Below are 25,984 nucleotides of genomic sequence, written 5' to 3'. Positions count from 1 at the left end.
GGACTCATACTCGGTTCACTCCTTGATCAGCGGCCGATGGGAAGAATCGGGGTCGCACCCAGAGCGCGACGTAGACGAGGGCGACGAGGATGGGCACCTCGATGAGCGGTCCGACGACTCCGGCGAGCGCCTGCCCCGAGGCGACACCATAGGTTCCGATCGCCACTGCGATGGCGAGTTCGAAGTTGTTGCCGGCAGCGGTGAATGCCAGGGTCGTCGTCTTCTCATAACCCAGGTTCAGTGCCTTGCCGATGACCATCCCGGCAGCGAAGACGACGACAAAGTAGACGAGCAACGGCAAGGCGATGCGGGCGACGTTGCCCGGGTGAGAGGTAATTTCGTCACCCTGGAAGGCGAAGAGCACGACGATGGTGAAGAGCAGTCCGTACAGTGCCCACGGCCCGACTTTAGGGAGGAATCGATCTTCGTACCACTGACGTCCCTTCGTCTTCTCCCCCACCGTGCGTGTGAGGAAGCCGGCAAGAAGCGGGATTCCGAGGAAGACGAGGACGCTGAGGGTGATCGCCCAGAAGGAGAATTCGCTGGTCGTCGTCGGCAGACCCAGCAGGCTCGGAAGCCACTGGAGGTAGAACCAACCGAGGAGCCCGAATGCGAGAACCTGGAAAACCGAGTTGATGGCCACGAGCACGACGGCAGCCTCACGGTCTCCGCAGGCCAGATCGTTCCAGATGAGGACCATGGCGATGCACCTGGCCAGACCGACGATGATCAGTCCGGTCCGGTATTCGGGCAGATCAGGAAGGAAGAGCCATGCGAGCACGAACATGAACGCCGGTGCGGCCAACCAGTTGATGGCCAAAGAGGTGATCATGAGCTTCTTGTCACTCAGCACATGTCCGGTCTCGTTGTACCGAACCTTGGCGAGCACCGGAAACATCATCACCAGCAGGCCGATGGCGATCGGCAGGGACACGTCGGCGACCTTGACCGAGTCCAGGGTCTCGGCAACGCCGGGAACGAGTCTGCCCAACACCAGGCCCAGGGCCATGGCGCCGATGATCCACAGCGGCAGAAATCGATCCAGTGTCGACATCTTCGCCGCCACAGGCGAATCGGTGCCGGCTGGCGCAGTGGAATGCATTGTCTCCCTCGAGGTCCTGATCGACTCGGCGCCGCGGTCACATGCGGACGCATTGAAGTTTATCGATACGATAGGACCACAGTACATCGACAAGTGTCAATGTATGGGCATAATGGAAGAGTGACCACACAACCCGCGCCCCCTCCGACCCAGGCGGACGACTGCTGCCCGTCGCTGACCGTCTCGCCGTTGAGCCTCGATGACGCTCAGGATTTCGCGCGCATCCTCAAGGCAGTAGCCGATCCGACTCGGTTGCGCCTGGTCTCCCTCGTCGCCGCGCACGAGCGGCAGGAAGCGTGCGTCTGCGATCTCACCGACCCCGTCGGTCTCGGCCAGCCGACCGTCTCCCACCACCTGAAGATCCTCGTCGATGCCGGAGTCCTTCACCGTGAGAAGCGCGGAGTCTGGTCGTACTACTCGCTCGATGCGGACACACTGAACCGCCTATCAGCGTTTCTCTCTACGAAGTGAGAGCACAACTACAAAGCAGGGAGCTCGCCCAACTTCACGCGTGCATCCGCGCGCCTTTCACCACCCGGTCGACCCCGTTCTTCGCGCCGCGCAGGGCCACCCCGACGAGGTTGAGCTCCTCGGCCGGGACACCGGCCACGGCGGCCCGGTTGGCTGCGTCGTGGCCGGTGGAGAACAGCTCCTCGGTATAGATCGCTGTCGGGATTCCGCGACCCATCGCCTTCGTTCGGATCGACCGCAGCTTATCCCCATCCGCGGTCATCACCATCACCGGTTGGCGCAGCATCGGCAGGTAGTCGTTGCCGTCGGCGTCCCGGTAGTTCTCCCCGACCAAGCCCTCATCGCTCGTGGCGATCCCGGACATGAGGAAAGCGGTGACGTTGAGCTCCTGCCACGGCTGCAGGTCGTCGCGAAGGACGACGACGACCTTGGTGTCGAACCGCACCGGCACGCTCGGATCGGCGGACAGTGTTGGCGCGGCTGCCTCGGTGATGGAACTGCTCGCGGCCGCCTCGGAGGGGGTGGGCTGACCGTCGGTCTGATCTGTGGCATTCGTGTTCTCGTGCATGCATCCACTCTGGCCGACCGTGGCACTGCCGGTCTTGTACATTTGTTGCATGGTCGACGTCATCCGCGCGTGGCACCCTGCGGTCCCGCAGGTGCAGGAAGTCCTGCACGCCCGTTTCGACCATCACGCCTACCCCGCGCACACCCACGATTCATGGACGGTGCTGCTCATCGACGACGGCGCGGTGACCTATGATCTCGACCGCCACGATCACCTTGCCACTCCCGCGGCCGTGACTCTGCTGCCGCCGCAGGTGCCCCACGATGGCCGTTCCGCACTGGCTGACCAGGGCTTTCGCAAACGGGTGCTCTACCTCGATGCCGATTGGCTGCCGCCGACCGCTGTCGACGCTGCGGCCGATTCGCCCACCCTGCTCGGCGCCGATGCGCTGAGCACCGTCACCGATATCCACTCCGCCCTCGCCGATCCCGCCGATGCCTTCGCTGCCGAATGTGGTGTCCTGGCCCTGCGCGAGATCGCGAATTCCTGCCTCACGCCGTCGACCGAGACCGCGTCCGATGCGCCGCTCGCCCGTCGTCTGCGGGAGATGCTCGATGATCGTCTGCTTGAGTCGTTCACCATCGCCGAGGCGGCCGCCGAGCTCGGCGCCCACCGCAGCCACCTGGTGCGGGTGTTCACCACGACGTTCGGGATCGCGCCCCACCGGTATGTCATCGGCCGCCGGGTCGATCGTGCCCGCAGGCTTCTCCTGGCCGGGCACTCCCCTGCCGAGGCGGCTGTGGAGTCAGGATTCCACGACCAAGCTCATCTCACCCACCATTTCCGGTCGACTCTGGGAGCGACCCCCGGTATATTCTCCGGACGGTAGAGGGCGGGGCCGATATCGATTCGGCTCCGCCCTCTGCGCTCGGATCAGATACGAGACTGCATCACAGCAGGTCGGTCTTTCGTCGTCGTGACACGAGGATAGCGGCGATTCCGCCCCCAATGAGGAGCACGCCGAGGATGCCGAACGTCACCGCTCCAGCGGCGCCTGTCCTCGGCAGATGAGAGCCGTCGCTGCCGCGGTCGTTTCCTCCGCTGGTGTTCCCTCCGCTGTCGCTGGTGGATCCATCGGCTGAGGTGCTTCCGCCTTCAGACGTGCTCGACGCAGCACTGCCCGCATTCGAGTTCGTCGCGGCCGAGTCATCAGCGTCCGGATCAGCTGCGGCCGAGTCGCCGGCGCCCGGATCAGTCGCCGCATTGGCATCCGGATCGGCCGTTGCCTTGGCATTGGTGTCCGTCGAAGCTGTGTCCTGGCCGCTGGGATCGGCCGATGCCTGGCCACTCGGGTCAGCCATGGCGTCTACGTCAGCATCCTTCGACTCCTCGTCCTTGCCGTCAGGGTCCGTCGACGCATCGTCAGCACCATTGGGATCGGTCGAAGCCTCGGCGTCAGACTCCTTCGATGCGTCGGGGTCGGCATTCACGTCGGACGAAGTGTCCGGGTCGGATGAAGTGTCCGGGTCAGTCGATGCATCCGCATCAGGCGACGCGTCGGGATTTGCGGACGCGTCGGGATTTGCGGACGCATCAGGATCAGTGGAAGCGTCCGCGTCTGCACCCGGGTCTGCAGAGGAGTCGCCATCCGGATCGGCACCAGCTCCGACGTCCTTCTTGTTGACGATGTCGGAGAACGCCACGTCCCGCTTATCACCGGTGATCGTCACGGTCTGCGTCTCGTCAGTGAGCACATATCCTTCAGGAGCGCTGGTCTCCGTGATGCTGTAGTCGCCCCAAGCCAAATCGGTCACTTCGAACTGCCCGGCCGCCTCATCGGCGTCGAGCTCTCCGTTGTCGGCCACGACGAAGTCCTCGCCGTCCGGACCCGTCAAGGTGAATTCCGCACCCACGAGCGCTTTGCCGTCCTCGTCGACCTTCTTCCAACTCAGTGCTCCGGGAATCTGTTCGTTGACGATCCGGCAGGTGATGATCGCGTCCGTATCGACAGTCTCGGTCAATTCGAATCCGTCGGTGATGTTTCTGGTTCCGACTTCGCGTCCGTCTGCGGTGCAGACCGCGTTCGATCCCGATTGCGGCTGGAGCCGGTAGCCTTCCTGCTGCTTCTCGGAAGCCTGCACCCCTTCCGCCGGGGTCTGCAGTTTGAAACTCACCGTCCCGGCCGCGTTCGTGGTCTTCTCCACTCCGTCCACCGAGTCCGGAGACGAGATCGCCCAGCCCTCGCCTGGGTGCGTCGCGGTGTTCTTCGCGTGTTTGCCGGCCCCAGGGTCGATGAGTTTGGTGACGTTGAGAGTTCCGCGACAGCTCTTCGTGGCGATCTCGCGGAGCTTCTCGGCCAATTCGGAGTAGTCCGAGACCACATAGTAGTCGTCTCCTGAGGTCTGGCCCGAGACCAGCTTGATATTGCCCTCGTTGATCTCGCTGCCCACTCCCAAACCGACGACCTTGGCACCCTGCGACTTCAGTGCATTCGCCGATTCGATGGCTTTGTCGATATCGATCTGATCGGTTCGCGTACCGCGGTCGGAATTGCCCGGTTCGGATCCCGGCACCCCGTATGCCGTTGGCTTGCCGTCGGTGACGAACAGCACCAGGTCATGGTTCGTGCCGCCCAGCTGCCCGAGACCGCGGTCCCAGTTCGTGCCTCCCGAGTCCTGCGGAACGCGCCGAAGCGCGTCGATCTGCCTATTGAGTTCGTCCACTGAGTCCGAGGTTGCGACAGACGTACCGTTGATCGGCGTATTGGTGCCATCGGGTCCGAACGTCGCAAATGAGTTGACGGACACTCTGCTGGGAGTTCCGGACAGACCGCTGGCGACCGCCTTGGCTGCCGACTTCGAATCGTCGACATCCCGATCGGACAGGGAATTCGACAGGTCGAGGACGACGCCGATATCGAGGCCGCATTTGTCGACCAATGAGGGGTTCGGCAGGGGTTCGGCCGCGGCCTGCGCCGGTGCGACGGCTGCACCGAGGAATGCGAACGAGGCAAGAACGGACGATGCGAGGATCGCGGCTCCATGCTTCGCCAGAGGATGTCGCTTCAAGGACAAGGGTATGCTCCTTCAGAAAAGGCCGTCACCTGCACATTCGACGAATGCCAGGTAAGCGGATGCGCTGACTATGGGGTTGTGAGGGGCCCTGCAGCCACGTGGTTCTGCAGGGCCGCCTCGAACGAGTCCGGGACTCGGAGGGGACCCGATCGGCTGTCGTCCAACTGCCGGCTCAGGCTCGGAGCGATCGTGGGTATTGACCTCTCCACAGACTGAGACCTGCGCGCAGAGGCATTCGTTCGCGAGTTCCAGAAGTTTCTTCCGGAGCACCAGGACAAGGTCTTCGGTCGTGCGTCCGGCCGAATTCAAATTGCTCAGTCACACGTGGGCCTTCCTGCACATGTGGCCGAGAATGCATCGCCATACACCCAGACCTGGGCGATTGGGAAGCTGGGTTCTGCTCCTGTAGAGTTCTTCCACTCCCCCTGAAAAGCCCCGAACTGTCCCCGAACTCACAGTTGAGGTCCCTCATGCAGTCTCCCCATCGACGTCCGCGCCTTACCTTCGAAGCGATGAGCTGATGACCGAAGCGTGGTCATCATCGACCGATAGTTCCCGGTCCCCTTTCGGACTGCCGCGCCCAGGCAGCGAACTCAGCGACTCCGACCTCTGTGCCCGCATCCGTGACCACCGGCCCGAATCGGCAACTGCACGGACCGCCTACGGTGAGCTCTATGCCCGACATCGACTGCCCGCATTGCATTTCGCACTGCGCCTCAACCGAAATCGTGCGCAAGCAGAAGATGCCGTCGCCGAGGCTTTCGCCAAGATCTGGCGCGCGTGGGGGAACGGGAAAGGGCCGGATGAGTCCTTCAAGGCGTACCTCATGGCCGCTGTGCGCTCCGAATCGTACCGGCGCACGGCGACAGCCCGTGCCACAACGATTGTCGAACCCGATGTGCTGACGTTCCTCGCAGACAGCGAACCGAGCGATCACGCCGCCGAGGTGGCTGAGCGAGATCAGCTGGGCCGTGCCTTCAGATCTCTCCCCGACACCTGGCAGAACGCGCTCATTCTCATCGACATCGACGGGACACCGACCGCTGATGCAGCCGAGAAGATGGAGCTGTCGCCGAATTCCTTCAACTCGCTTCTGCGTCGTGCCAGAGAGGGGCTCCGGGCCGCCTATCTGCAGGAACACGTTGAACCCAGTGCACCTGAATGTGCGGAGTACTCCTCCGAGCTTGCGCGTTTCGTGCGCCGGCAGCTGAGCCAGAACCGCTCCGAAGCGATCGAGACCCATCTCAGCCACTGCGGTCACTGCCGCCGTCAGTCCTTCAAGCTCCGCAGCGTCAATACGACGTTCCAGGCATGGATCACGCCCGCTGCTCTCGCTGCCGCGCTCATCGAATGGGGCTATTTCCCGGAAGCAGCTGTGTTGCTGACAGGAGCAGGAACGGCGAACGTCGGGCCCGATGGGCAGCCGGGTACGATCGCCGCGGAGCCGCACTCAAGCCCGGCAGCCGCAGTTTCGAAGAGTACCACCGGCACAGCGGCTGCGGGCGGCTCGGGAGGCAGCACCACCGGAATCGTGGCCGGGGCGTCTGCGGTCAAAGTCGCAATCGCGAGCATCGCTGCCAGCGCCGCCATCGCGGCCGGTGCCGCCACACTTGTGAATCTTCAGAGCGACCCTGCCCCACAGTCTGCTGCTGCGGCAGAGACCTCCTCGGCGCCTGCTGGCCCACCGAACACGATGCCTTCTTCAGTCTCTCCACCGCACGCTGCTGGACCGGACGGAGGCGATGAGAGAGGTGAGAGTTCGGACGAACGCGAGCAGAACGCCGCTGAGCGCTCCGCTTCACGAGAGGAGGAGCGGTCGCGGGCCTCCCGGAAGAACGCTCAAGAGCCCGCCCCGCAGGAAAAGACCCAGACCCCCTCCTCGTCCGAACGGCAGCAGCCGAGGGACGATGACGAAGAGCAGGAACCCGCCAAGGTTCCGCCTGCGGAACCGGATGAGCCCTCATCCGAAAAGACCCCAGAGACTGCCGAACCCACACCGGCCGAGGAGCCGACGGACTCGAGCGAGCCCAGCCCAGAACCGAGCAGCACTCCTTCGGCCCCAGCAGTCCCGAGTTCCGACTCCTCTTCGGATTCGTCGGAAGGCACTGACGATGCGACTGCGAACGGCGACGCGGGCTCCTCGACCGCGCCCACCGAATCGGATGCGGGGGGCGACTCGACCTCAGAAGCAGTCGCAGACGCAGACGATTCGACTGCAGCAGATGCTTCTGACGCCTCAGACGCCGACGGAGAAGACCCTGACGAAGGATCCCACTGTCACGTCGTCGGCTGGTGGGAGTTCTGCCACTGATCCACCGCCGAAGACGGAGAGCTCAGACTGCTCGCGGTGGATCGATCGTTCCGGTGCCTCTGACAACTGGCCCGCAGGCGGCCGCCTCGCCGCAGACGATTCTCACGCAGTCACCTCTGCTGAGCGCGGTGGGCGTAGGCCACAGCCTCGGCGCGGCTGCGCACGCCGAGTTTGCGGTAAAGCGCAGACAGTCGGTTCTTCAGCGTACCCGGCACCACTCCGAACTCACGGGCGATCTGCGCGATCGACTTCGATGAGTCGATCGCGAACAGCAGCGACTGCTCGGTCGGCGTGAGATCGGTCTGGAAGTCCGGGGACACCGGAGAAGTCTCCGGCAGCTCGAGCAGACGCTTCTGCAACACGGCCGACGTGATCTCCGCAGAATTGAACGACCGCGCCACGGCCACCCACTCGGAAAAATCGGCCGAAGCGGGAATGAGCACCTCGCGAGCAGACTTCGACAGCTGAGTGACAGCAAGCACCGAAGCCGTGATCGCACAGTAGTCGAGCATGTCGACGAGGGCCTCCAGCGCCTCGGCGGAACGGCCCTCATGGTGGAGAATGTCGGCACGCAGAGCCATGGCGGAGCTCTTGAGCCTGGGCCCCTCCTCGCCCGCCAGCACCTGTCCTGTGGCAGTCCACAGGGGATCGTGCTGCCCGAAGACGAAGGCCTGACGAGCCTTGACGACCGAGTACCCCGGACTCTGCGGACACATCCGGCCGGCCAGGTCCTGCAGGGCCTTCCCCTCCCCCGCGGCGGCCAGCACGAAGCCGACGATGTTGACGATGGCCGAGAACCGTGAGCTCGGAACTCCTGTCGTCGGCAGAAGTTGAACCTGCGGACTCTCCACGAGCAGCTTCGCCGCGGCCGAGGCTCGCCCTTCATACACAAAGCACAGACTTCTCAGCACGTGCGGAATGGGCCCCAGGAATTGAGTGGGCTTCGCCTGGTCGAGTGCGATGAGGATCTGCCCGGCCGCATCGAGATCGAGCCGGTCCAGGCTGCGCATCAATTCGATGCACAGGGCCGTATATTCGTCCGGCAACGCGGCCATTCCGAATCTGCGAGCGTCCTCACGTGCCCGTTCCAGGTTGCGGTCCATATCTGATCCGTGCCCATGTCCCATTCCAGCCAGGGCGGTCTCCACGAGCCCCGCAAGCAGCGGATGCGGCGAGTTCGGGGCGTAGATCTCGGCGAACTGGACGACCCTCTGGAGCACGCGCATCGCTTCGGGGAAGCGACCGGCCACCACCAGATTCCGCCCGTGCTCGAGGTTGAGTTCGGCCTGCAGCATCAGCGAGGGCCCGGGCTCTCCCGCGCCGAGGTGGCGCAGACGTTCCCGTCCCACATCGATGACGTTCAACGCGGCTTCGTTCTCCCGATTGAGCCGGTGCGTCCGCGCTTCTAGCATGGTCACCACAGTCACCTCGTCGGCGGTGAGTCGACGTTCGGTCTCGGCGGACAGGAGTCCGTGCATCTCGGGCAACACGATGCTGGCGAAATCCGTGGCCGCAACCAGTGCCGCCATGTCGTCGGTGCCCAGACGAGTGCGGGTCGAGTCGATGCGACGGGCAGCACTGCGAGCCAGGGTGAGGGTCGGGTTCTGCGCCAACACCTCCTCGGGGACGCTGAGGTAGGCCTCGATGGCGCTGGGCACATCGATGAAGACATTGACCGAACGGCGCGCCCATGCCCGTTCGAGCACATGCCAATCACGGAGCTCCATAACGAGTTCGACGACCTCGGTCAGACCTTCGCGTCTGTCCGAACGCTGTCGGCCGATAGAATCAGAGACCGCCGCTCCGAGCGCTTCGCGCGGACTCCTGTCGGCGGTGTCGGAGCCGCACGTGACGATTCGACGCATGAGCATGCGGATCAAGGGCGGGACCGTGAACACCTTTTCGGTGTCGGTCGGGACTGTCAGGAGTCCTTCGTCGATGAGGAGCGAAGTGAGTCCTTCAGGCGAGGCCCCTGCCGATGGGGCCACCTCGGCGGCGGCGAAAGCGGCGTGGATGAGATCGACCATCGCCGAGGTGATTCGCGGGGGCCACGCGAACAGGGTCAACAGGTAGAGTGCCCCGGATTCGCGATTGGTGCCCTCGATTTCCGGCGTCAACGAAGATGAGAGCATCGCATCGATGCGGTCGGGGTCATCGTCGGTAAGCGGTATGCCGGCGTTGACACGTGCTCGCACGAGCGTGTCGGCGATACGGGAGCGACCGCCGCTGCAGCTGAAGAGCTGTTCGAGAGCGGCTGGGGACAGCTCATCACTGTGGCCGACCGACTCGGCAAAGGAGTCGATGGAGGATGCGCGAGGACCGAACCGGAACTCGAATCCGGAGTCCTTTCGGGGAGTCGCCTCGTCATTGCTTTTGGGGTCTACAGGGCAGGTACTGGTCACGGCGCGGTTCTTCTCTGCTAGTGCGGCGGATGCCGACGGACAGTGGGGAAATGCCACAAGGAGGGGAAATGCGGCGTTGGGCAGTTGTCAGAGTACCGCATCGTACTGGTGGCGCTGGTGAACCGAGATCAGTTCTCGGCTCACCAGCGGCAAATCTCAGCATTTGCACATCAGCTGATCATAGATTCGAGCCCCAACGGCGACGACGCTGGAGATTCCACCGAAGACAACTCCAAGCGCTGAACCGCGTGTTCCCCGGTCAGGTCCCTTTTCCCTGATCTGACCCCGTCCGGGGCCGACTGCATGATCGAGCACTTCAACGACTGCTCAGACAGACGAAGCCACTGATCTCGCGCAAAAGCAGGCGGGCGAAGGAAGAGATCCCTTCGCTCGCCTTCGCATGTCGGGTTCGCTTGAAACCAGAAGCCAGCTCACACCCACCGATACTCGTACTCCGGCCGCCCCGGAGTCCCATGCCGAGGCTGCTTGATCGCTTGCTTCGTCGAGACGAGGTGCTCCAAGTACCGGCGGACGGTGACCCTGGACAGATCAAGCCGACGCCCCACCTCGGTGGCCGAGACCGGAACCTTGGAATCGCGGACAAAAGCAGACACAGCCTCCAAGGTCTCGGCGATGAGCCCCTTCGGCAGGGTCGTCGACGATACCGACCGCAGGGCTGAGAGCGCATTGTCCACCGAGGCCTGAGTCGCCAACGAACCCGATCCGCTGAGTCCGCGCCGGAACTCCCGCTGGTTCTCCAACTTCTCCCGGAACGACGCGAAGGTGAAGGGCTTGATGAGGTACTGGGTAATGCCCGACGAGATCGCCGACCGGATGACCTGCAGATGCCGCACCGCCGTGATCGCGATGATATCGACGTCCTGACCGCGCGCGTTCAGGCGCCCGGCGACCTCGAGGCCGTGCGAATCTGTGAGGTTCATGTCGAGGAGGACGATATCGACTGGCGTCCCGGCCGCGGCGAGTTCGTCGAAGCGTTCGATCGCCTCATGCCCGCCCAGACACGTTCCGACGACCTCGAAGCCGGGCACCCGGGCCACGAAGTCCGCATGCGCCTGCGCCGTCATCGGATCGTCTTCGACGATGAGCACACGCAGCGCGGCATCATCGCTCACGTGAGTCTCCTTCCGCCCGATCCTGACTCGAATCCTCACCATCCGCGGTGTGGTTCTCCGAAGAATCGTAGTCGCCGGCCGCGTCGATGTCCCCCAATGGAAGCGTCACCGTGAAGATCGCACCGCCATCGGAATCGACATCGATATGTCCGCCGAGGCGGCTCACCGCCTGCCGAACCAAGACGAGCCCGAATCCGTGCCGTCCCACTCCCCCGACCTCGGGTTTCGCCGAGGCGCCGAGGTGGAAGAGCGCATCGATGTCCTCCCCCGCGACTCCTGCACCGGAATCGGCGATGGTGATGATGAGTTCCCCATCAGCGGCGACGAAGTCCGCCCACACGTGCTTCTCATCCGAGTCAGCGACCGCGTCGAAGGCATTGTCGAGGAGGTTTCCGGCGACGGTGACGAGGTCGCGGGCATCGAGTCGTTCGGGAGGGAGTTCGCCAGTGGCGGTGACGGTGAGTTCGATGCCGCGCTCATTGGCCTGCGCGGCCTTGCCGATCATGAGTGCGGTGATGAATGGTTCGTCGAGGGAGGCGACGTAGGAATCCGTCAGCCGCTGTGATTCCTGCTCGTCCTTGACCGCGAAATCGAGGGCTTCCTGCACCCGGCCGAGTTCGATAAGAGTGGAGACTGTGTGCAAACGGTTGGCATGCTCGTGGGTCTGCGCACGCAGAGCCTCGGACAGAGTCGTCATCGTTGCCAGCTCACCGGTGAGCTCCTGGATGTCCGTGCGATCGCGCAGGGTCGCGACCGTTCCGCCTTCGTCGCGCCCGCCGCGCGGCTGCCGGGCCTGTTTCTGACTGATGACGAGGACACGGTCCTCGGTGAAGTGGATTTCGTCGACGGCGACCCGACCGGTTGTCAGAAGGTCGCGGACAGATTCGGGCAGGGCCACCTCGGCGAGGGAGATCGGCGTCGATTCCTCCACCTTGGGCAGGCCGAGCAGGGACGCGGCCTCGTCGTTGTAGAGAACGAGCCGACCGGAATCGTCGGCAAGGATGAGGCCCTCGCGCAGGGAATGCAGGGCCGAATCGTAGAACGCGAACAGCCGGCGCAGCTCCTCCGGACCATAGCCGAGGGTGACTCGGCGCAGGTAGCGGGCGAGCAGCCAGGAGCCGAGTCCGCCGAGGGCGAGCGCGGCGAGGCCGACGAGGATGATCTGCGGCAGGGAGGCCGCCTGCGCCACCGACAGGGTCTCGAGTGTCACACCCACGGCGACCATCGCGGTGACCTCGCCGTCGGCGCCCCTGATCGGCACGATCGCGCGCACCGACGGGCCGAGCGTGCCCACGTATTCCTCGGTCTGGGTCTGCCCGGCGCGAGCTTTCGCGGTGGACCCGAGGTAGGTCTTGCCCAGCTGATCGGGATCGGGGTGGGTGTAGCGGGTACCGTCGCGGTCCATGATCGTCACGAAATCCACCTCGGCGAAATCGATGACGGTCAGCGCATAGGGCTGCAACCGGGCGGAGGGATCGTCCCCGGTCACAGCCTCGGTGACGTAGGGATCGTGGGCCAGCGTCTCGGCGATGGACAAGACCCGCTCGCCGGTGGCGTGCCGGATGTTGTTCAGCGTCGTCACATAGCTCGTCACCGACAGCGCGGTGCAGACGAGGACGATGAGGACGAGCTGGACGAGGAAGAGGCGCCTGGCCAGGGTTCCGCCTCGGCGAGCCCGGAATCGCTCCCGGCCCCGCCATGGTGGGGCCGGGAGGGACGTCATTACTTCTTGACGCTCTTCTTTTTCTTCTGGCTGCCGCCGGAGATGAGGAGGGCCAGACCGATCGCGGCCAGCCAGGTGTCCTTGGCCACGGCGGTGCCGTCCTCGGACGGGCGAATGCCGTCGTCCTTGGTCATCGAATCGATGGAGAAGTAGTTCGCGACGAGGCCGGCGGCGAAGGTCGTCAGTGCGGCACCGGCGATGCGGGTGGGCACGAACGGCAGCAGCAGGGCGGAGCCGACGGCGATCTCACCGTAGGAGAGGAACTTCCCGAACTGGGCGGGGGTCATGTTCTCGACCATGGGCACACCGTTGGCGGCCATCTGCTGGAGCCCGGCGGCGGATTCTTCGTCGAGGCCGAGCTTGCCGATGCCCGAGTTGAGGATGAAAGCGCCGGGGACTGCGCGCAGAAGTGCGGTGCTGATCTTCACGAATATGCTCCTTCTTCAGGTGTGTCCATTGGTGTGTCCTTACGCCTCCACATTAGCCGCGAACTGTGTCTGTGAACACTATGAACGCAACCGAGACACCCGTCACACCGGCTGGCACAGTTGTCGGGTACATCACCACCGCGGCCAGTCGTCGCGCGCGTTCGCACCCACCGACGGGTGAGTTCGCGGAAATCATTTGGAGGAATCATGGCAATGTCGCCACAGCAAGAAGGCGGGTCCGCGAAGACGGGCAACGCCACCGCAGCTGCCACCGATCAGGGTGCCCCGCAGCGGAAGAAGGATCGCACCCACTGGCTCTACATCATGGTCATCGTCGCCGTGTTCGCCGGTGCCGCCATCGGGCTCATCGCCCCCGAGGCGGGAATCGCCCTCGAGCCGCTCGGCAAGGCGTTCGTCGCTCTCATCAAAATGATCATCGCCCCGGTCATCTTCTGCACCATCGTCCTCGGCGTCGGCTCCGTGGCCAAGGCGGCCACCGTCGGCAAGGTCGGCGGACTGGCCCTCATCTACTTCCTGGTCATGGCGACCTTCGCCCTGGTCATCGGCCTCGTCGTCGGCAACTTCATCCACCCCGGCGAGGGACTCCACCTCCAGCCGTACGAAGAGGCGTCCGGTGGCGAGGAAGGCGGCATGGTCGGCTTCCTCATGAGCCTCATCCCCGGTGACATCCCGGTGCTGCCGACCCTCGTGCTCGCGCTTCTCGTCGGATTCGCCCTGCAGTCGATGGGCAAGGCCGGCGAACCCGTGCTCACCGGAATCAAGCACATCCAGGCTGTCGTCTTCAAGCTCATGATGATGATCATGTGGGCCGCCCCCGTCGGCGCTTTCGGTGCGATCGCCGCGGTCGTCGGCAAGACCGGCTGGGCCGCGATCGGGGCGATGGCGACTCTGATGGGCGCCTTCTACCTCACCTGTGCGCTGTTCATCGTCATCGTCCTCGGCGGTCTGCTCAAGATCGTCACCGGTCTGAACATCTTCCTGCTGCTGAAGTACCTGGCCCGTGAGTTCCTGCTCATCTTCTCCACCTCGTCGTCCGAGTCGGCCCTGCCGCGCCTCATCGCGAAGATGGAGCACGCCGGAGTCTCGAAGCCGGTCGTCGGCATCACCGTGCCCACCGGCTACTCGTTCAACCTCGACGGCACCGCCATCTACCTGACCATGGCGTCGCTGTTCGTGTCCTCGGCCATGGGCATGCCGATGTCGATTCCCGAGCAGATCTCGCTGCTCGTGTTCATGATCATCGCGTCCAAGGGTGCCGCCGGAGTCACCGGTGCGGGCCTGGCCACCCTGGCCGCCGGTCTGCAGTCGCACCGTCCCGAGCTGCTCGACGGCATGGGCGTCATCGTCGGCATCGACAAGTTCATGTCCGAGTGCCGTGCGCTGACGAACTTCACCGGCAACGCCGTGGCCACCCTGCTCATCGGCAAGTGGACGAACGAGATCGACCTCGACGTCGCCCGCGCCACCCTGTCGGGTCAGAACCCATTCGATGAGCTCTCGCTCGAACCGGATGCGCATAGTGCCCCCGCCGAGGCGGCTCGCCCCGCAGAAGGCGAGAAGGTCGCCGTGAGCTGACCTTCGATCGCTCTCGCTCCACAACCACCACGGGTGCCGATGTCCTCATCGTGAGGACGTCGGCACCCGTGGTTTTTCGTCTCCCCTCGCCGAGGCGGCCCTCCCCTGTCGTAGTGCTGTGACGAAGGGTTCGAAACATCGGACCAAGAAAAACTCTTGGCCAGCCAATCCACATTCGCGAGTCTTCCGAATGACACATGTCCGTCCCCATACGGACGATTGCAACCGATGCCAGAAGAGGACAGGGACCATGAAGAATCTCAAGCTCATCAACGCCCGCACCGTCTCCGGTGCCGCACTCGCGACCATCGTCATGGCCGTCGGTCTCATGACCGCACCCGGGAGCGCCTCCGCCGCCGAGACCTCACCGACCGATTCGCCCGAGGCCTCGGGGGCGCTCATCAACGGCCCGATCATCGATCTGGGCGACCTCCTCGGCGATATCAACATCGGGCAGTTCCAGTAACGACCGATCCCCTACTTGCTCACGTGACCCCACAGCCGGGTTGCGCTGAGCACCCGCGCGCCTCCTTGCCGACGGAACCCTCGCTCAAGGAAACCCCCACCCACTGCGAAAGACACGATGACTGACGAGAACGCTCGAATCGACCTCACCTCAGCACAGCGCGGAATCTGGTACGCCCAGAAGATCGAACCCGACAACCCGACGTTCCAGATCGGGCTCTATGTCGATATTCGCGGGCCGCTCGATGTCGACAGAATGCGCAAGGCGGTCGCCACGACCGTAGCCGAAGCCGACTCGCTCAACGTCGTCTTCGGTGAGGACGAAAAAGGTCCCTTCCAACAGCTCGGACCGGCACGCAGCCATCTCCTGGTCCGTGACCTGCGGACGGAGTCGAGTGAGGATCCCGAAGCCTCGGCCCATGCGCTGATGCAGGAGGATCTCGAAACCGTCCACGATGTCGATGAGGGTGACCTGCTCCGGTCCCAGCTGTTCCACATCGGACCCGACCACTGGATCTTCTATCAGCGGGCCCACCACCTCCTCGTCGACGGCTATTCCGCCGTCCTCGTCCTCCGCCGCGAATCCCAGGTCTACCGGAAACTCGCCGATCAGGGAACCGCATCGGACTCGCCCTTCGGCGGCCTCGACGATCTGGTGGCCGAGGAGGCTCAGTACCGTTCCTCGCAGCGCTTCAGCACCGACGCCGAGTTCTGGAAGCAGGTGCGCTCCGAGTCGGAGACTGCCACCGGCCTGGCCGACCGTCCGGCATCACCGGCACGACGGCTTGTCACCTGCAATGCCGACATCCCCCAGGAGCTCTCATCACGCCTGGCCGGCTCCCGGTCGGCCCCGACTCTCATCCTCAGCGCCGCAGCGGCCTACCTGCACCGCATGACCGGACGAGAGTCCATCTCGGTGGGCCTTCCGGTCACTGCTCGTCGCAGCGCCCTGTCCAAATCAGTGCCGTCCATGATGTCGAAGATCCTACCGGTTCAGCTGCAGGCAGCACCGGGAATGACGTCGGCAGATCTCGTCGCCGGCGCCGGCGCGACGCTGCGTGAGACGCTCATCCACCAGCGGTTCCAATATCAGGAGCTGAGCACCGACAGCGACTACATCGGGCCTTCGGTCAACATCTTCCCGCACGTCGACGACATCGACTTCGGGATGCCGACCGCCTCGCTGCACCTGCTGTCGACCGGCCCGGTCGATGACCTCTCGATCATCATCCACGGCATCGGAGCGAATCCCAGTTCCGATGGAGGCAGTAGGCCGGCAATCGTTCGATTCGAGGCGAACGCCGAACTCTACGATCAGCACAGCCTCGCCGAGCACCTGCGGCAGTTCCTCTCCGTCCTGTGCCAGTTCGACGCGAGCGAAGATCAGCACCTGGCGGACCTCGCTCTCGTCGATGCCGACGAGTCCGACGAACTCATCGCGGGCGGCAAGGGACCCGACCAGCAGCTTCCCGGCCACACCGTGGTGGAGGAGTTCTCCCGTCACGCCCGCAAGTCCCCCTTCGCCACCGCAGTTGTCGCCGAGGGCGGGCACATCAGCTTCTGCGAACTCGACCGCCGCTCGACTCAGCTCGCCGACTGTCTTCGGGACTTCGGTGCAGGGCCCGGGACTCGCATCGCCGCACGCTTGGGCCGGTCCACCACGCTGCCCATCGCCGTGCTCGGAATCCTGAAAACAGGTGCCGCCTACGTACCCCTCGACCCTGACTATCCGGCCGACCGCATCGAAGCGATGATCGCCGACGCAGCGCCGGTGCTCGTCATCAATTCCTCAACAGTGTCGGGTCCCGCCGGAGAGACGAGTATGACCACCGACCGTCCCGTCATCGACATCGATGCGCAACCGCAGTCGGCAGCACCCGGGACCGAGTCGACCCAGGACGGGTCAGCGCAGGCTCGGTCACAGCAGACCGGGTCGACACCTGCCCCCGAAGACCTCGCCTACGTCATCTTCACCTCCGGGTCGACCGGTCGACCCAAGGGCATCGGGGTCGAGCACCGGTCGCTGCTCAATCTCTTCCACAGCCACAAGGAGACCATCTTCGATCCGGCCGCCCGTCGACTCGGGCGAGGACTGCGCGTGGCACACACGGCCGGGATCTCCTTCGACGCCTCCTGGGATCCGCTGCTGTGGCTCTTCGCCGGGCACGAACTCCACCTCATCGACTCGATCACCCGCCGTGACCCCGAAACGCTCACCGACTACTTCGCCGCCCACGGCATCGACTCGATCGAGACGACTCCTTCATTCGTCAAGGCCCTTCTCGCCCACGGCACGTTCAGCGGCACCGAGCATCCCAGCGTCGTCGCCCTGGGCGGTGAAGCGGTCGAACGCGGTCTCTGGGATCAGCTCGCGGCCCTGCCCGAGGTGGACTCCTTTAACTTGTACGGCCCGGCGGAAACGACGGTCGACAGTCTCACCGCTCCCATCGTCGCCGGTGCCTCACCCGACCTCGGCGGCTCCGTGGCGAACACCAGGCACTACGTCCTCGACTCCCGGTTGGCCCCTGTTCCGGCGCAGGCGCGTGGGGAGCTCTACATTGCGGGGCTGAATCTGGCGCGCGGCTACGTGGGCCGCCCGGCCACCACCTCAGAACGATTCATCGCCGACCCCTTCGCCGACGACGGCTCCAGAATGTATCGCACCGGCGACATCGTCCGCAGGCCTCTGGCCGGAGGCATCGAGTTCCTGGGCCGGGCCGATGAGCAGATCAAACTGCGCGGCTATCGCGTCGAACTCTCCGAGGTCGAGCTCGCTCTCCAGTCGGAGGGCCGGATCCGGTCGGCCGCGGTCATCCTGGGACAGAACCAGGCCGGCTACAGTCAGCTTCTCGGCTATATCACCGCCGATGAGCAGATCGATACCGCCGAGGTGCGCCGGCAGATGAAGACGCGCGTACCCGACTACATGGTCCCCTCGTTCATCACACAGATCGAACGGATTCCCCTCACCGTCAACGGCAAGCTCGACCGCGCCGCACTGCCGGAGCCGCAGTCGACGCAATCGGAATCGGCAGAACCAAGGACGGCCCAGGAGCAGGCCGTAGCCGAGGCCTTCGCCCAAGTGCTGGGGGTGGAGACCGTCGGCATCGACGATGACTTCTTCGAACTCGGCGGGCACTCCCTGCTCGCCACCCAGCTGGTGGCCTCACTGCGGGAGAGGTTCGCGTACCCACCCGCCCTGAGCGAGATCTTCCACCATCCCACCGTCCGCGAACTCAGTGCCGGACTCGACCTCGACGACACGGCACAGGAGCCGGCAGACGAACTCGTCGCCGCAAACCGTCCCGCGACCATTCCCCTGTCCTACGCGCAGAGCCGTCTGTGGTTCCTCAACCAGTTCGACCCGGCATCCGCGGCCTACAACATTCCGCTCACCCTGCGCATCCGCGGAGACCTGGACACCAATGCTCTGCATGCTGCAATCAACGACGTCGTCGCTCGGCACGAGAGCCTGCGCACCGTGTTCCCGTGGACCGAGGGCCAGCCCGAACAGGTGGTCCGCGCCGCCGACGATGCGCAGATCGCCCTGCCCATTGTGGAGATCAGCGAGGACCTCGTCGATCACACCGTCGATGCGGAGGCGACACACGGCTTCGACGTTTCGACGCAGCTGCCGATCCGGGCCCTGCTGATCAGGCTGGGCACCGAGGATCATCTCCTGCTCCTCACGCTCCACCACATCGCCGCCGACGGCTGGTCGCTGCGGCCCCTGGCCGGTGACCTCTCCGCTGCCTACCGCGCCCGGGCTCGCGGCACCACCCCCACCATCCCCGAGCTGCCGATCCAATACGCCGACTACGCACTGTGGCAGCGGAGAACTCTCGGCTCCGAAGACAACCCCGACAGCGAGATCGCCGACCAGCTGGCCTATTGGAAGAACACACTGACCGGGGCTCCGGTCGAACTCAGACTCCCCGTCGATCGGCCGAGGAGCGCACAGAACACCGCCCGCGTCTCCCGCAGGATCCCGGTCGACATCGACGCCGAGACCCACACCGGCCTGCGCCGGCTCTCCGGCGAGCGCAACGCCAGCCTGTTCATGGTCCTGCAAGCCGCCTTCGCTGTGCTGCTGAGCAAGCTCGGTGCCGGCAACGACATTCCCATCGGCACTCCCGTCGCCGGCAGGACAGAGACGAAACTCGACGATCTCATCGGCTTCTTCGTCAACACCATCGTTCTGCGCACCGACACCTCCGGCAACCCCAGCCTCGTCGATGTCGTCGATCGGGTCCGCGCGTCCAACCTCTCCGCCTATGCCAATCAGGATGCGCCGTTCGAACGCGTCGTCGACGAACTCGCACCCCCACGTTCGGATCAGCTCCATCCGCTGTTCCAGGTCATGCTGACCCTGCAGAACACTGCCCCCGCGGCTCTGGACATGGGTGACCTCGACGTCGAACCCGCACCCGGGCCAGAGGTGTCGGAGGCGAAGTTCGACCTCCTCCTCGACCTTGCCGAACGCGAGAACGACGGCGCGCCTCACACGCTCGGTGACATGCACACGGTCAATGAGGCTGCCGGCATCACCGGCTCCCTCGAGTTCGACTCCGCGCTCTTCGACGAATCCACCGCCGAAGCCATAGCCGCACGATTCGTCCATGTGATCAACCAGTTCGCCGCCGACCCGCACACACAACTCAGCCAACTCGAGGTGCTGCGCCCGGACGAGCTCGCAGAGATCCGCGCTCAGGGTCAGGGCCGCGACGCGGTCGCACCCGAATCGACGGTCCTCGACGTCCTCGATTCGACGATCAGGAGGCATCCCGAACGCCGGGCGCTCATCGCCGACGACGGCGAGCTGACCTTCGCCGGACTCGGGACCCGCATCGACCAGATCGCTCATGTCCTGGCCACCCGAGGAATCACAGCGGGAGACACCGTCGCCATTGCCCTTCCCCGGTCCGCCGACGCCATCGCGGCACCCTTGGCAGTGCTCTCGATCGGGGCAGTCGCTGTGCCCATCGACCTCAGCTACCCCGGAGAGCGGATCCGGCTGATCCTCGACGCGAGCGCCCCCGCAGCCGTCATCACCGACGAGGCTGAGCTCCCGGTCCGCCCGGGCACAGCGATCGGCACCACCGAACTCCACACCGCCGAGGCGGGTCGACGTGACGATGACACCGCCGAACTCGGTCGTCACGGAGCCGACCGTCCGGCTCCGAGCGACCGCGCCTATGAGATGTACACCTCCGGATCGACCGGCACCCCGAAGGGCGTGGCAGTCCCCCACAGTGCCCTGCTGAATCTGCTGGCCCATCATCGGGAGACCATCTTCGCCGAGGCGGGACTCGACATCGGACCGGTCCAGGCAGCGCACACGGCGGGGTTGGGCTTCGACGCCGCCTGGGACCCGGTGCTCTGGCTCGTGGCCGGAGCGAGCCTGCACATCGTCGGCGACGAGATCCGCCGCGATGCCGAAGCACTCGTCCGATTCTGCCGCGAGCACGAGATCCGGGCCCTCGAGACCACCCCTTCGTTCGTCAGGCAGCTCATCATCTCAGGACTGTTCGAGAACGTAACCGAGGAAGACCGATTCCCGCTGTCGCTCGCCCTCGGCGGAGAGGCCGTGCCCGCCGATCTCTGGCAGGAGCTTGCTGCAAACCCCAAGGTGCGAGCCCACAACTTCTACGGTCCCACCGAATTCACCATCGATTCCGTCACCGCCACGGTCGCGGGAGACCGACCCACCATCGGCCGTCCGATCAGGAATGTTCGAACCATGGTCCTCGATCAGCATCTGCGTGATGTCCCTCATGGAGTCGTCGGCGATCTCTATCTCGCAGGCGCCGGAATCGCCTCCGGCTACGTCAACAGGCCCAAGGAGACGGCAACACGATTCGTCGCCGATCCTCTCGAACCGGGCGCTCGGATGTACCGGACCGGCGACCTCGTGCGCCGACACCCTGACGGCAGCCTCGACTTCGTCTCCCGCGATGACGACCTGATCAAACTGCGCGGATACAGGGTCGAGCTCGGAGACGTCGAGAACGCCCTGGCCTCGGGCAGGGGGGTGACCCAGGCCGCTGCCATCGTCGAGAATCTCACGGATCCCGAATCGGCACGGCTCATCGGCTACTACACCGGGGACGCCGACGAGGCGGCCCTCCGCGATCACCTCGCCGCCCAGCTGCCGGCACCGATGGTCCCCCACATCCTCGTCGGTCTCGACTCGATCCCGTTGACGTCACATGGCAAACTCGACCGCTCCCGGCTGCCTGCCCCCACTGCTTCGGGGACCACGGGCTCCAGAGCCGCGCGCACCGCGGACGAACACACCATGTGCCGAGTCTTCTCGTCCGTGCTCGGCACGAAGGAGATCGGCCTCGACGACGACTTCTTCGACCTCGGCGGGCACTCGTTGCTGGCGGTCTCCCTCATCGGCCGCATCCGCACTGCCTTCGACACCGAGTTGCCCCTGCGCGCAATCTTCGACTCTCCCACCCCGGCTGCGCTGCTGCATCGACTCGATTCTCGCGGCCCCACCGAGGCGGAACCCGCCGAGGACCCCACGACCACGGCGGAATCGGCCGACGGTGCGCCGCAGCTGAGCCTCACCGCGTGGAGTCGGTCGCACGGACCCACCCGCCCGCAGCTGATCCCTCTGTCCTATGGGCAGGCGCGGCTGCACTTCCTCAATCAGCTCGACACCGACGCCTCGGACTACACCATCTCCCTGGCTGTCCGATTCTCCGGAGATCTCGACGCGGAGTCCCTCGGCCAGGCGCTGACGGACGTGATCGCCCGACACGAGATCCTGCGCACCATCTACCCCAGTGTCGATGGCCGCCCCGTCCAGCAGATCCTGCCCCCGGACGCCGGTGAGGGTCTTATGGCACGCCGCACCACGACCTCTGGCACGGAGACCGCGGAGCAGATGAGGGACGAGGCCGCCGTCGGATTCGACCTCAGCCGCGACCTTCCCATTCGTGCGAGCCTCTTCACTGAAGGCGACGAGTGGGTTCTCCACCTGGTGATGCACCATATCGCCACCGACGGCGCCTCGCTGAGTCCACTGACCCAGGACCTCTCCACCGCCTATGCCGCACTGCGCGGCTCGGCCCATCCGATGCAACGCACCCTCGAGATCCAGTACGCCGAGTTCGCGCTCTGGCAGCGCAATGTCCTCGAGGACCAGCAGGCCCTTGGAGCGGAGGTCCCACTCCTGGAACGGAAGATCCAAACCTGGCACGACCGGCTCGAGGGGATTCCCACCGACATCACCCTGCCCGCCGATCGCCCCCGTCCCACGACCGCCAGGCAGTCGGGTCGTCACCATCACTTCAGCCTCGACGCCCGTACCTCTGCCCGTCTGGCAGCGGTGGCCGCGGAGAACGGGGCCAGTCTGTTCATGGCGCTGCACTCCGTGCTCGCCGGCTATCTCAGCAGGCTCGGTGCCGGTGACGACATCGTCATCGGCTCCCCCAGCGCCGGCCGGTCGGACCCGGCGTTGGAAGACATGGTCGGACTCTTCGTCAACACCATTCCGATCCGCACCGACACCTCGGCGGGCCCCGGCCTGCGCGCGCTCCTGGCTCGCACCCGCGCCGCAGTCATCGATGCAGTGGAACTCGACGACGTGCCGTTCGAACGTCTCGTCGAATCGGTCAATCCGCCTCGCGAACTGGGCCGCCATCCCCTGTTCCAGGTCATGCTGTCCCTCGAGGAGTCGGCAGCACCGAAACTCGAGCTGCCCGGGGTCACCACGAGCATCGAACCTGAGGTCGAGACCGGTGACGCGAAGTTCGACCTCTCGTTCACATTCCGCCGCAGCGATGCCGACGCGGGACTTGCGGTGGTCCTCGACTACAACTCATCGATGTTCGACGCGGAGACCATCGCCGACATCTGCCGACGATTCTCCCGATTCGTCGATGAGGCCGTGCAGGATCCCGAACGACCGCTGCACGACATCGCCCTGCTCGACCCGGTCGAAACCCGGACGGCGATCGAGTCCCTCACCGGCCACATGCCTGCTGACACGCCGCCGCCGGTGCTCGACGTCTTCGCCGCCACCGCAGCCCGAATGCCCGATGCCGTAGCGGTCCGGTCCGACCAGACGTCACTGTCCTACCGCGAACTCGACGCCGCCTCGACCCGTTTGGCGCACGAGCTCATCGACCAGGGAGCAGGCGCCGGCGACACGATCTCCGTTCGACTGAGTCGCGGCCTCGGCGTCATCGTCGCGACACTGGCCGTACTCAAGACCGGTGCAGCTTTCAACCCGATCGACATCGACTATCCCCGCGGTCGCACCACTGCAATCCTCGCCGACGCCGAACCACCCATCGTCATCACACAGCCGGGCAGAACCTCAGAGCTCTCGCCCCTCCTCGCCGATGCCGGGATCACCCCGAACATCATCGAGATCTCGCCCGCCGACGGTTCGACTCGCCCCTCACCTGCTCCTCAGGAATCCACGACCTCAAGGGCAACCGCTGCGACCACGACCGCGACGCTGCCGACGCCTCACCGGGATTCGGCGGCCTATGTCACCTTCACCTCCGGCTCGACAGGCCGGCCCAAGGGTGTCGCAGTCGGCCACTCGGCCTTGGCGAACCTCCTCGCCTCCCACCGGGCACGGTTCCTGCCGACCCCGAGCGATGAGGCCGACCGGATTCCGGTCGCCCACACCACCGGAATCGGCTTCGACGCCGCTTGGGATCCCCTGCTGTGGATGGTGGTCGGGCATCCGCTTCACATCGCTTCGGAGGCCGTCCAACGCGATCCACAGCAGCTGGCGGCCGATCTGCGCCGACTCGGCATCGGATTCTGGGAGACGACACCAAGCTACCTTCGTCTGCTCTCCGCCGAACCGGATTTCGAGCGCATGATCGCTGAGGCCGCTGAAGAAGACTCTCCGATCATCCTCGCCCTCGGCGGGGAAGCGATCGACCCCGATCTCTGGCAGTGGCTGCGGGGCCACCCGGGCATCATCGCCCACAACCTCTACGGGCCCACGGAGACCACGGTCGACGCATTCGCCGCACCTGTGGGTGCCTCCCCGACTCCGATTCTCGGGTCGCCGCTTGGGCGCATGCGCGGATACGTCCTCGATGAACGCCTCCATCATGTACCGTCCGGGACGATCGGGGAACTGTATCTGGCGGGCGAGCAGTTGGCCCACGGGTACCGGGGCCGACCGGGACTGAGCGCCGAACGCTTCATCGCCGACCCCTACGGGGGCCCGGGCGAGCGCATGTACCGGACCGGGGATCTCGTCGTCAGGCACGAGGGCGGAGAGCTCAAGTTCATCGGTCGCAGCGATGATCAGATCCAACTGCGCGGATACCGAGTCGAACTCGGGGAGGTCGAGCAGGCCCTGCGCCAGGCACCGGGCGTCAAGGACGCCGTCGTCCGTCCGTTCGGCACGGACCCTGCCACGATGCAGCTCGTCGGCTATATCGTCGCCGAGGTCGGCGCGAGAACGGAGACCGACGCCCAGCTCGCCGAGGACTCAACCGGGACTTCGTCTCGGGGCCTCCTCGCCGATGAGGCCCGCGACCATGTGCGCTCGGTCGTTCCCTCCTACATGGCGCCCTCGCACCTCGTCGTCATCGACGAGATCCCCCTCACCGCTCACGGCAAGATCGACGAGGCGGCCCTGCCCGACCCGTCGACCGCGACCGTCGGATCGCGGCTGACACCACGCACGCCGCAGGAGAAGACCGTCGCCGCGATCTTCGCACGCGTGCTGTCCCTGCCGCATGTCGGCATCGACGAGTCGTTCTTCGAACTCGGCGGGCATTCGTTTCTCGCCCGGCCGCTCATCGCAGCTGTCAACGAGGCCCTCGGTGCCGGTCTGTCGGTCCAGGCCCTGTTCCGCTCACCGACCGTCGAACAGCTCGTTCGCGAGGTCGGCCGAGGCGGCGCAGACTCCATCGCCGACAGCCTCCACCGCCTGCTCCCGCTGCGCTCCGCGGGTGCGAAGCCACCCCTGTTCGCCGTTCACCCGGCCACGGGCATCAGTTGGGGCTTCGCCGCGATGCTCCACGGCCTCGATCCGGACCGCCCGCTGATCGGCCTGCAGATGCCCGGCCTCTCACCCGGGGACCCGGAGCAGATGACAGCCCAGACGCTGACCGAACTCGCCGACGACTACATCGACCATCTGCAGACGGTTCAGCCGTCGGGCCCCTACCACCTGATCGGGTGGTCTCTCGGCGGCATCCTCGCCCACCGTCTGGCCACCCGCCTTCAGGAGCAGGGCGAGTCCGTCGCGTTCCTCGGAATTCTCGACGCCTTCCCCACCGGGCAGGAGCGCAACGCCGATGTCGGCGAAGGGTCCGAGCTGTGGGCGAACTACCTCGGCGCCAATCATCCGGCGATCACGGAGACAACGGAGGGTCTCGATGACGAACGGGCCCTGGAGATCCTGCGTGCACACGGTGATCCCCTCGGCAATGTGGCACCCGAGACAATTGCGGCGATGACCCGCGGGTTCTTCACCCTGGCCAGGCTGATCCGCGAAGCCCCGGTGGAGACGTTCGACGGTGAGCTGGTGCTCTTCACCGCGACCCGGGACGTTCCCAGCGGCACCCCCGGCCCCGACTCATGGCGCCGATTCGTCACCGGCGACATCCACGTCACCGAGGTCGACGCCCGGCACGCGGACATGCTCAGTGCCGAGGCTCTCGAAGAGATTCTTCCCGTCCTGTCCATCCACATGGGCGAGGCCGCCGAATCACAGATGAGTTCCATCCACTCCTGGAACCAAACCCCGCCAAGCAACACCACTAGGAGCTGAAACCCC

13 protein-coding genes are annotated in these 25,984 nt (G+C 65.3%); 6 read left to right on the top strand and 7 right to left on the bottom strand.

Features of this window, described 5'->3' with window-relative positions; genetic code table 11:
* Nucleotides 1–4: 4 nt before the first annotated feature.
* Entirely contained in the window at nucleotides 5–1,102 is a 1,098-nt protein-coding gene (arsB, locus tag AC239G_RS03300; protein WP_487489814.1) for an ACR3 family arsenite efflux transporter, read from the bottom strand.
* 99 nt (nucleotides 1,103–1,201) lie between these two features.
* Between arsB and AC239G_RS03295 the strand changes: the two genes are divergently transcribed.
* The gene (locus AC239G_RS03295) at nucleotides 1,202–1,573 is read left to right on the top strand and encodes an ArsR/SmtB family transcription factor (RefSeq protein WP_487489813.1); all 372 of its coding nucleotides are present in this window, start codon (nucleotides 1,202–1,204) and stop codon (nucleotides 1,571–1,573) included.
* A gap of 34 nt (nucleotides 1,574–1,607) precedes the next feature.
* On the opposite strand, the gene AC239G_RS03290 is transcribed toward AC239G_RS03295, so the two are convergent.
* A complete protein-coding gene (locus tag AC239G_RS03290; protein WP_172174809.1) occupies nucleotides 1,608–2,141 on the bottom strand; it encodes a DUF2000 family protein in 534 nt (177 codons plus the stop codon).
* Nucleotides 2,142–2,190: 49 nt separating this feature from the next.
* On the opposite strand from AC239G_RS03290, the gene AC239G_RS03285 reads away from it, so the two are divergent.
* Entirely contained in the window at nucleotides 2,191–2,970 is a 780-nt protein-coding gene (locus tag AC239G_RS03285) for a helix-turn-helix transcriptional regulator (RefSeq protein WP_487489812.1), read from the top strand.
* Nucleotides 2,971–3,031: 61 nt separating this feature from the next.
* Here AC239G_RS03285 and AC239G_RS03280 read toward each other — a convergent pair whose 3' ends face one another.
* The gene (locus tag AC239G_RS03280) at nucleotides 3,032–5,155 is read right to left on the bottom strand and encodes a SpaA isopeptide-forming pilin-related protein (RefSeq protein ID WP_487489811.1); all 2,124 of its coding nucleotides are present in this window, start codon (nucleotides 5,153–5,155) and stop codon (nucleotides 3,032–3,034) included.
* A gap of 520 nt (nucleotides 5,156–5,675) precedes the next feature.
* On the opposite strand from AC239G_RS03280, the gene AC239G_RS03275 reads away from it, so the two are divergent.
* Entirely contained in the window at nucleotides 5,676–7,466 is a 1,791-nt protein-coding gene (locus tag AC239G_RS03275; RefSeq protein ID WP_487489810.1) for an RNA polymerase sigma factor, read from the top strand.
* 110 nt (nucleotides 7,467–7,576) lie between these two features.
* Here the strand turns inward: AC239G_RS03275 and AC239G_RS03270 are convergent, their stop codons facing one another.
* The 4 genes from AC239G_RS03270 to AC239G_RS03255 form a co-directional block, all read right to left on the bottom strand.
* A complete protein-coding gene (locus AC239G_RS03270; protein WP_487489809.1) occupies nucleotides 7,577–9,868 on the bottom strand; it encodes a helix-turn-helix transcriptional regulator in 2,292 nt (763 codons plus the stop codon).
* A 431-nt stretch (nucleotides 9,869–10,299) separates the two neighbouring features.
* Nucleotides 10,300–11,043, bottom strand: a complete 744-nt coding sequence (locus tag AC239G_RS03265) for a response regulator (RefSeq protein ID WP_487489808.1) — start codon at nucleotides 11,041–11,043, stop codon at nucleotides 10,300–10,302.
* Entirely contained in the window at nucleotides 10,991–12,724 is a 1,734-nt protein-coding gene (locus AC239G_RS03260) for a sensor histidine kinase (RefSeq protein ID WP_487489807.1), read from the bottom strand. The genes AC239G_RS03265 and AC239G_RS03260 overlap by 53 nt, the downstream gene beginning before the upstream one ends.
* The gene (locus tag AC239G_RS03255; protein WP_487489806.1) at nucleotides 12,724–13,152 is read right to left on the bottom strand and encodes a hypothetical protein; all 429 of its coding nucleotides are present in this window, start codon (nucleotides 13,150–13,152) and stop codon (nucleotides 12,724–12,726) included. The genes AC239G_RS03260 and AC239G_RS03255 overlap by 1 nt, the downstream gene beginning before the upstream one ends.
* Nucleotides 13,153–13,476: 324 nt before the next feature.
* On the opposite strand from AC239G_RS03255, the gene AC239G_RS03250 reads away from it, so the two are divergent.
* The 3 genes from AC239G_RS03250 (at nucleotide 13,477) to AC239G_RS03240 (ending at nucleotide 25,978) form a co-directional block, all read left to right on the top strand.
* A complete protein-coding gene (locus AC239G_RS03250; protein WP_487490102.1) occupies nucleotides 13,477–14,748 on the top strand; it encodes a cation:dicarboxylate symporter family transporter in 1,272 nt (423 codons plus the stop codon).
* A 250-nt stretch (nucleotides 14,749–14,998) separates the two neighbouring features.
* Nucleotides 14,999–15,214, top strand: coding sequence for a hypothetical protein (locus AC239G_RS03245; protein ID WP_487489805.1), 216 nt, complete (start codon nucleotides 14,999–15,001; stop codon nucleotides 15,212–15,214).
* A 117-nt stretch (nucleotides 15,215–15,331) separates the two neighbouring features.
* A complete protein-coding gene (locus AC239G_RS03240; protein ID WP_487489804.1) occupies nucleotides 15,332–25,978 on the top strand; it encodes an amino acid adenylation domain-containing protein in 10,647 nt (3,548 codons plus the stop codon).
* Nucleotides 25,979–25,984: the final 6 nt, after the last annotated feature.

Source organism: Brevibacterium sp. Lmc1, from assembly GCF_057654315.1.
This window is presented reverse-complemented; position numbering and strand designations above follow the sequence as displayed.